This is a genomic window from Arthrospira sp. PCC 8006 (assembly GCF_046480465.1).
Classification (GTDB): Bacteria; Cyanobacteriota; Cyanobacteriia; order Cyanobacteriales; family Microcoleaceae; genus Limnospira; species Limnospira platensis.
Map to the genome: position 1 here is coordinate 1 of NZ_PKGG01000245.1, position 7001 is coordinate 7001.

Below are 7001 nucleotides of genomic sequence, written 5' to 3' on the forward strand. Positions count from 1 at the left end.
CGCATTCAAAACGGCTGCAATTCCCCTGATCAGTATAACGTTGGAGGGACTCAAATCTTCACAATCACGGGAAATTTTCAGCCCTGGGGGAATTTCTGCCCCAAAAAAGGAAATTGGGGGTGGATCTATTGCCCTTTCCCCCAATCCCAATCTGTACTACTTCAATACCTATTGAATMACTGGACCTTGCAGGTCGATCGCACAGTTACGCTCATGAATGGGGATATAGGTTTCCGCATGATTTCCCGTGTAGATCTGGGTGGGTCGATAAATCCGGTTCTTGACCAATTGTTCTTTCCAGTGCGCTAACCATCCCGCTACCCGAGCGATCGCAAAAATCGGAGTAAACAAGTCCGAGGGAATACCCAATTTCCGGTACACCACACCAGAATAGAAGTCCACATTGGCATAAATCCCCTTATGTCCCAACCGTTCCTGACCCACCTTTTCTAATTCCACCGCCACTTGATAGTATTGGTCGGAACCAAACTTCTCAAACAGTTGCTCTGCCAAATTCTGAAGAATAGTTGCTCTAGGGTCTTTGACTTTATATACCCGATGACCAAAGCCCATAATTTTGGCTTTTTTCTCCATCAAGTTATCTAGGTAGGGCCGGACATTTTCCACAGAACCGATTTCTTCGAGCATCTCCAGCACTTCCTCGTTAGCACCCCCGTGCAGTGGACCCGCTAAGGTTCCCACCGCCGACGCAATCACCGCATAGGGGTCAGTCAACGTCGAAGCTGTCACCATTGCCGAAAACGTCGAAGCGTTGATGGTGTGTTCTGCATGGAGAGTTAAGCACACATCAAATACATGAGCCGCTAACGGGTCCGGTTCCTTTTCACTCAGCATATACAGGAAGTTGGCAGAGTAGTCCAAATCATCCCTGGGTTGTACCGGGTCATTCCCTTTCCGCATCAGTTTAAAAGCCGCCACCATCGTCGGAATTTTCGCCAACAGCCTCACTACAGCTTGGCGAATGTAGTCGGGATTATCTAGGGCGCGACGGGAGTAGAACAGCCCTAAAGCAGCCGCTGAGGTTTGCAGAGCATCCATGGGGTGGCCGGTTTCGGGAAAGCATTTCATCATGTCCCGAATCCGATATTTAATCCGACGGTGATAGCGGATTTCATGCTCAAAATCTGCCAGTTCGTCTTTCGTTGGCAGTTTTCCCCAGATCAACAAATAGGAAGTTTCCAAAAACGTGCTTTGTTCGGCCAACTGCTCGATGCTGATCCCTCGGTATTCCAGCAGTCCTTTTTGTCCATCAACGTAGCTGATGCTTGACAGCGTAGCGGGAACGCCCTCTAAACCGGGCTTAAACTCACTCGTTGTAGTCATAGGAGCTTTTCTATATGTGTAGAATGTACAGGTATTACATTACCAGACACATTCAAACTACCGCCATTTTAAAATAATTAATTAATAAATGGCTGTTCACAAAAGTTAACCTTCATTTAGCCCCAACAAAAATTTAGGAGCTGTCAACCAAAACAGACGGGAATTCCCTTGTATCATACCCTGTTTAGGAATTTTGATTCCGATTATACCAGCTTTTTTCACGATTAAAACATCTGCAGATTTTTGCCAGATTAGATATTCTGCCCAATTGCCTAAATCCGGTTGGTGTCCGACTAGCGCCCAATCCTTCTCCCTAGTTTTGTCATGGTTTCCGTACCAATCTAACCATTGTTGAATGTCACCATCAGGGGCTAGAGCTGGCAAAATTTCGTGATTTAAACTAAGTCCGGTTGATTGGAGAATTTCGGCGGTTTGTCGGGCTCGCACCAAAGGACTAGAAAGTATACAATGAAACTGAATTTTGAGTTGTTTTAGTGTAAGGGCTACTTGACGAGTTTTGCGATCGCCTTCTGGGGTCAGGGGACGTTGTTCGTCCTGTTGGTAAGTACCGCGATCGGCCGCGATTCCATGACGAATTAAATATAAGTTACTCATCTCAAAATGCCATAATTGATTAGACAGCGTTTCTTCTTTTGATGGGGTACAGCCGTCACCTCCCTCTCCCCAGAGGGCGGGTTGCTAAATCTTCTCCCCCCTTATGTAATTAACAGGTGGGTATCAGAGAGGGGGCGGGTTTATTAATCTTCTCTCCCCTTATGTAATTAACAGGTGGGTATCAGAGAGGGGGCGGGTTTATTAATCTTCTNCCCCCCCTTATGTAATTAACAGGTGGGTATCAGAGAGWGGGCGGGTTTATWAATCTTSTYCCCCCCTTCTGTAATTAACAGGTGGGTATCAGAGAGAGAGGGGGCGGGTTTATTAATCTTCTCCCCCCCTTATGTAATTAACAGTAGAACCCGCCCCTACATTGCGCCGTATGGGGAGAGGGGCTTTAGACTGCTATATTGGGTGGGTGGAGTATCTAGCCGCCGTGGGAACATCTGGCTTGCCATTGTCCCAATTGTCGGCGAGGTAGCAACACCAGACCTCCCTATGCAAAAAACCCCTGGGTCATCATTGCATCCAGGGGCTTCACAAGCCAATCACATATTTTTGCCATTCTTGGTTCATGCCACTTTTGAGGTGTCGAGTCACTTCAAAATAAAGGCTGCTGTAAGGTTTTCGGGGGGGATGTCTCAAAGGCATTTCCGCTTCCTTCGGGGTGCGACAGCCTTTTTTGACATTACAGCGCACACAAGCGGTTACCAGATTTTCCCAAGTATCACCCCCTTGGCGCGATCGCGGAATCACATGATCAACAGTCAATTCATCCCCCTTATAGCCACAGTATTGACAAGAGTGGCAATCTCGCTGCAAGATATTCCTTCGGGTTAATGGAATTTCTTTATAGGGGACTCGGACATAATGACGTAATCGGATCACAGTTGGGAAGGGAAAATCTGGTAGCAGATACCTACCATTATGCTCAACTTGTTCCGCCTTTTCCTTCAACAATAAGACCACCGCCCGCCGCCAAGTCGTGATATTGAGCGGTTCATAGGAGGCATTCAACACCAGAACATTGCCCATACTAATAAATTGCTGCGATCTAATGATTTTGACCCGATATTATCATATATTTAATTTTTTAGCCTGGGCTGGGAAATCCCCAGACCATATCTGTATCTGTGTATTTGAACTACTATCACGCTAAGGAATGATAATGGTTAGCAGGAAATCTAAGCCACTAGCCCAGGATGATCGCACTTATAACTATGAGGGTGAATGTGAACATCGTGCTTGGGTAGAAGTAGACCGTTGGGCGATCGCCAATAACGTCAAACAGATCCGCCACCTACTATCCCCGGAAACTCGGTTCATGGCCGTAATTAAAGCAGATGCCTATGGTCATGGGGCGGTGAGTGTGGCTAAAATTGTATCAGAAATTGGGGTTGACGATTTCGCCGTGGCGACCATTCCTGAAGGTATGGAATTGCGGCGCTTAGGTATTCAACAGCCCATTTTGGTCCTGGGGGCTGTGCATACTGCTGATGAGATCAAGGCGATCGCCCATTGGGGACTACAACCCACTTTATGCACCCCCACTCAAGCCCTACTTTTCTCGGAAACTCTCCAATCAATTCAGCGATCGCTACCCGTTCAACTTAACATAGATACTGGAATGTCACGGCTGGGGACTTGGTGGGAACAAGCCTTAGAATTTGTGCAACTGGTGCGGGGATTACCTAATTTAGAGATTTCTGGTATATATTCCCACTTCGCCACCGCCGATATTCGCGATCGCACCATTATGGATCAGCAACATTGGCGCTTTCAACAAGTCTTAGCCCAAATTCAGGAACATACAAGCCTTTTATCTGTCCCTACTATCAAACCCTGTTTACATCTGGCTAACTCCGCCGCCACCTTAACCGATCGGGCTTTACATTATGATATGGTCAGGGTCGGCTTATCCCTTTATGGATTATATCCCGCCCCTCATTTGCGATCGGTCATTAATCTTCAGCCCGCCATGAGTATTCGCGCCCGTATTACCCAAATCAAAACCATTGAAGCCGGGTGTGGCGTGAGTTACGGATATAAATTTATCGCCAAACAAAGGACTCCCATTGCAGTTGTCGGTATCGGCTATGCTGACGGAGTACCCCGCCAGTTGTCTAACTGCATGAAAGTCCTAATTCGCGGTCAATTCGTCCCCCAAATTGGCGCAATCACAATGGATCAGTTAATGTTAGATGTAACTGCTATTCCTGATTTACAGGTCGGAGAAGTTGTCACCCTTTTGGGAAGCGATCGCCATCATAGCATTTCCGCCGATGATTGGGCGCAACAGTTAGGCACGATTTCCTGGGAAATCCTCTGTGGATTTAAACATCGCCTTCCTCGGATTCTAATTAATTAAACCCTGAAACCACAAAATATGAGCTTTTTTAGACCATCACCGATTACTCCTGGTCCCGGACAAGAATCAGTTTGGGACTATCCCCGTCCCGCTAAATTGGAGGATACCAATAAACACCTGCGGATTATTTTTAATGGCATTACTCTCGCTGACTCCCGCCACGCTAAACGGGTTTTAGAAACTAGCCACCCCCCAACATACTACATTCCCGGCGATGATATTAAACTTGAATATCTCGTGCAAACTTACCGCCGCACTATGTGCGAATGGAAGGGAATTTGTGTTTATTATGATATCATTGTCGGAGATAAACGAGTCTCCAATGCTGCTTGGCGTTATGTGCAGCCAACTCCCGATTTTGTCGATATCCAAGACTGTTACAGCTTTTATGCTAGTCTCATGGATGAATGTTATGTTAATGATGAGTTAGTACAATCTCAACCCGGAGATTTTTACGGTGGTTGGATTACCCAAGATATTGTCGGACCTTTTAAAGGTGGGTCGGGGACAATGGGCTGGTAAACCCCTTAATCATTCCACCTGAAAACTGGCAGAGGGAACAGTTAATAACTATCCCTCTTTCAGTCATTAAATAACCATCAATATCAGAGTAGATATGAATCTGGAAACTGCCATTATTGCCAGTATCAACTAACCCGATACTTATGTTTATTGTCAATCATACCATCTTCCCAATTGCCCATTTTCACAACTCCAATATCATCACAATTGATTGCATCTATAGCCATAATTAGTTAATCCTGTATCTGCGAGATTCAACAACTTTTGAGCTGTTAGACATCAATCGGGATATCTATCATATCGTAACTAACCCTTTAACTAAAGTGATTGCAACTCCATCCTTCCCACCCAATTTAGGCACAGACACCACCATTTCCCCTAGCCAAAATGTGACTCAAACCATCCTAGAAAATGGTCTCACCGTTTTAACCAAGCCCGTCCATACGGCACCAGTTGTGACAGTCCAGGTATGGTATAAAATCGGATCAGTAGATGAAAAACCAGGGGATAATGGCATCGCCCATCAACTAGAACACATGATGTTTCAAGGGACTACTACCCGCCCTATTCAATATGGTAGTTTGTTAGAAACCTTGGGGGGAGATTTTAATGCTTTTACAGGTTATGACCAGACAGCATATCATAATACTGTCGAATCTAATGCCTTAAAAACTGTTCTGATGTTGGAAGGCGATCGCCTCAAAAATGCCCTCATTTCTCCAGCACAATTTGACCAAGAAAAAGGCGTAGTTATCTCCGAATTACAGGGCTATGAAAATAGTCCTGAATATCGCCTCAATCGTGCCGTAATGACAGCCGCATTTTCCCATCATCCCTACGGTTTAATGATTGGTGGAACTAAAGCCGATGTCGAAAATTTCACCGTTGAAAATGTCCGCTATTATTACCATCTCAATTATCGCCCTGATAACGCCGTTTTAATTGTCGTTGGTGACTTTGACCCCTCATCAATCCTCACCACCATTCAGGAAATATTTGGCGGCATTGCCAACCCTGATGAACCTCCGACCCGTGTACAGCGGGGACAAATTTTCAGTACATTTCCGCCTAGTATTTTACCATCAAATAAACCCATTATTCTCCAGGAACCCGGAGCCGTTCCATTTAGCCAAGTAATTTATCCAATTCCCGCCATTAATCATGATGATATTCCCGCCCTGAATATCCTGGATTATATTTTAGATAATGGTGGTCGTAGTTCTCGGATTTATCGAGAATTAATCGACAGTGGAATTGCTACCGATGCTGGCAGTACAGTCATTAATTTAAGTGCCGGAGGTTGGTTAGAAATGTGGGGAACCACCACCACCACTAAATCTCTGAACCGCCTCGATAAAGCCTGGCAAAAAATGATTGTCAAACTCCAACAAAAACTGGTAACTACCGAAGAACTAGATCGGGCAAAAACCCAAATTATTGCCAGTTCTATTCTGGAAAATCGTGATCTAACCAGTCAAGCCATGCAATTAGGTTTGGACTGGACAACAACTGGCAATTATCGCTATAGCGAAGACTATCTAAAAGCGATCGCCCAAGTCACAGCAGCAGACGTGCAAAAAGTCGCCCAAACCTATCTCAAACCAGAATATCGCACCCTGGGAAGATTTGAACCCACCCAGACCAAAACCGAGTCAATAACAGACGCAAATACTGTTAATTCCACCGCCACCAAAGTTAATATACATACTCCCAGACACCATCGCATTAGTGAACCCCCAGACCCAGCAGCCATCAGCCAATATCTGCCAGAAATTCCCCCCGCCAAAGTTCACACCATCACCCCGCCGGAGTCTTTCACTCTAGATAATGGGATGCGAGTTTTATTATTAGCCGACAATAGTACCCCATCGATATCAATTCGGGGATTTGTGAAAGCCGGCGAAGAATTTGACCCTCCAGGTCGGGAAGGGTTAGCCCTACTAACTGCCGAAAATTTAATGAGTGGAACAGTCAGTTATAATGGGCAATCATTAGCCCGTCGTCTGGAAAATCGGGGCGCAAATATCGAGGTCAGGACCGCCACCGAAGGGGTAGATATTTCCGCTTCCGCCCTTAGTGGTGATTGGCTTCTGGTTTTGGAAACCTTAGCTGATGTATTGCAAATTCCCACCTTTCCCCAAAAATGGTTAGA

General features: G+C 45.7%; 6 protein-coding genes. 3 read left to right on the forward strand and 3 right to left on the reverse strand.

Annotated elements, in window-relative coordinates; all coding sequences use genetic code 11:
* Positions 1 to 168: 168 nt before the first annotated feature.
* From B9T16_RS23720 to B9T16_RS23730, 3 genes are all read right to left on the reverse strand, one after another.
* Entirely contained in the window at positions 169 to 1344 is a 1176-nt protein-coding gene (locus B9T16_RS23720; protein ID WP_410245923.1) for a citrate synthase, read from the reverse strand.
* Between the two features lie 105 nt (positions 1345 to 1449).
* Positions 1450 to 1959, reverse strand: coding sequence for a phosphohistidine phosphatase SixA (gene sixA, locus B9T16_RS23725; RefSeq protein WP_006617604.1), 510 nt, complete (start codon positions 1957 to 1959; stop codon positions 1450 to 1452).
* A gap of 537 nt (positions 1960 to 2496) precedes the next feature.
* Entirely contained in the window at positions 2497 to 2994 is a 498-nt protein-coding gene (locus B9T16_RS23730) for an HNH endonuclease (RefSeq protein ID WP_006616654.1), read from the reverse strand.
* Between the two features lie 133 nt (positions 2995 to 3127).
* On the opposite strand from B9T16_RS23730, the gene alr reads away from it, so the two are divergent.
* From alr to B9T16_RS23745, 3 genes are all read left to right on the forward strand, one after another.
* Positions 3128 to 4327: an alanine racemase gene (gene alr, locus B9T16_RS23735; RefSeq protein WP_006616655.1), complete on the forward strand. Its 1200-nt coding sequence runs from the start codon at positions 3128 to 3130 to the stop codon at positions 4325 to 4327.
* Positions 4328 to 4345: 18 nt separating this feature from the next.
* Positions 4346 to 4849 carry a DUF427 domain-containing protein gene (locus tag B9T16_RS23740; protein ID WP_410245924.1) on the forward strand — a complete coding sequence of 168 codons (504 nt, stop codon included), beginning with the start codon at positions 4346 to 4348 and terminating at the stop codon, positions 4847 to 4849.
* Between the two features lie 323 nt (positions 4850 to 5172).
* Positions 5173 to 7001 (forward strand): M16 family metallopeptidase (locus tag B9T16_RS23745; RefSeq protein WP_410245925.1); only part of this gene is annotated, 1829 nt, incomplete at its 3' end.

What these genes read in the sequence shown, in the direction of transcription:
- B9T16_RS23740 (WP_410245924.1), top strand. Translation starts at nt 4,346, where the DNA reads ATGAGCTTTTTTAGACCATCACCGATTACTCCTGGTCCCGGACAAGAA.
- sixA (WP_006617604.1), bottom strand. Translation starts at nt 1,959, where the DNA reads ATGAGTAACTTATATTTAATTCGTCATGGAATCGCGGCCGATCGCGGT.
- B9T16_RS23730 (WP_006616654.1), bottom strand. Translation starts at nt 2,994, where the DNA reads ATGGGCAATGTTCTGGTGTTGAATGCCTCCTATGAACCGCTCAATATC.
- alr (WP_006616655.1), top strand. Translation starts at nt 3,128, where the DNA reads ATGGTTAGCAGGAAATCTAAGCCACTAGCCCAGGATGATCGCACTTAT.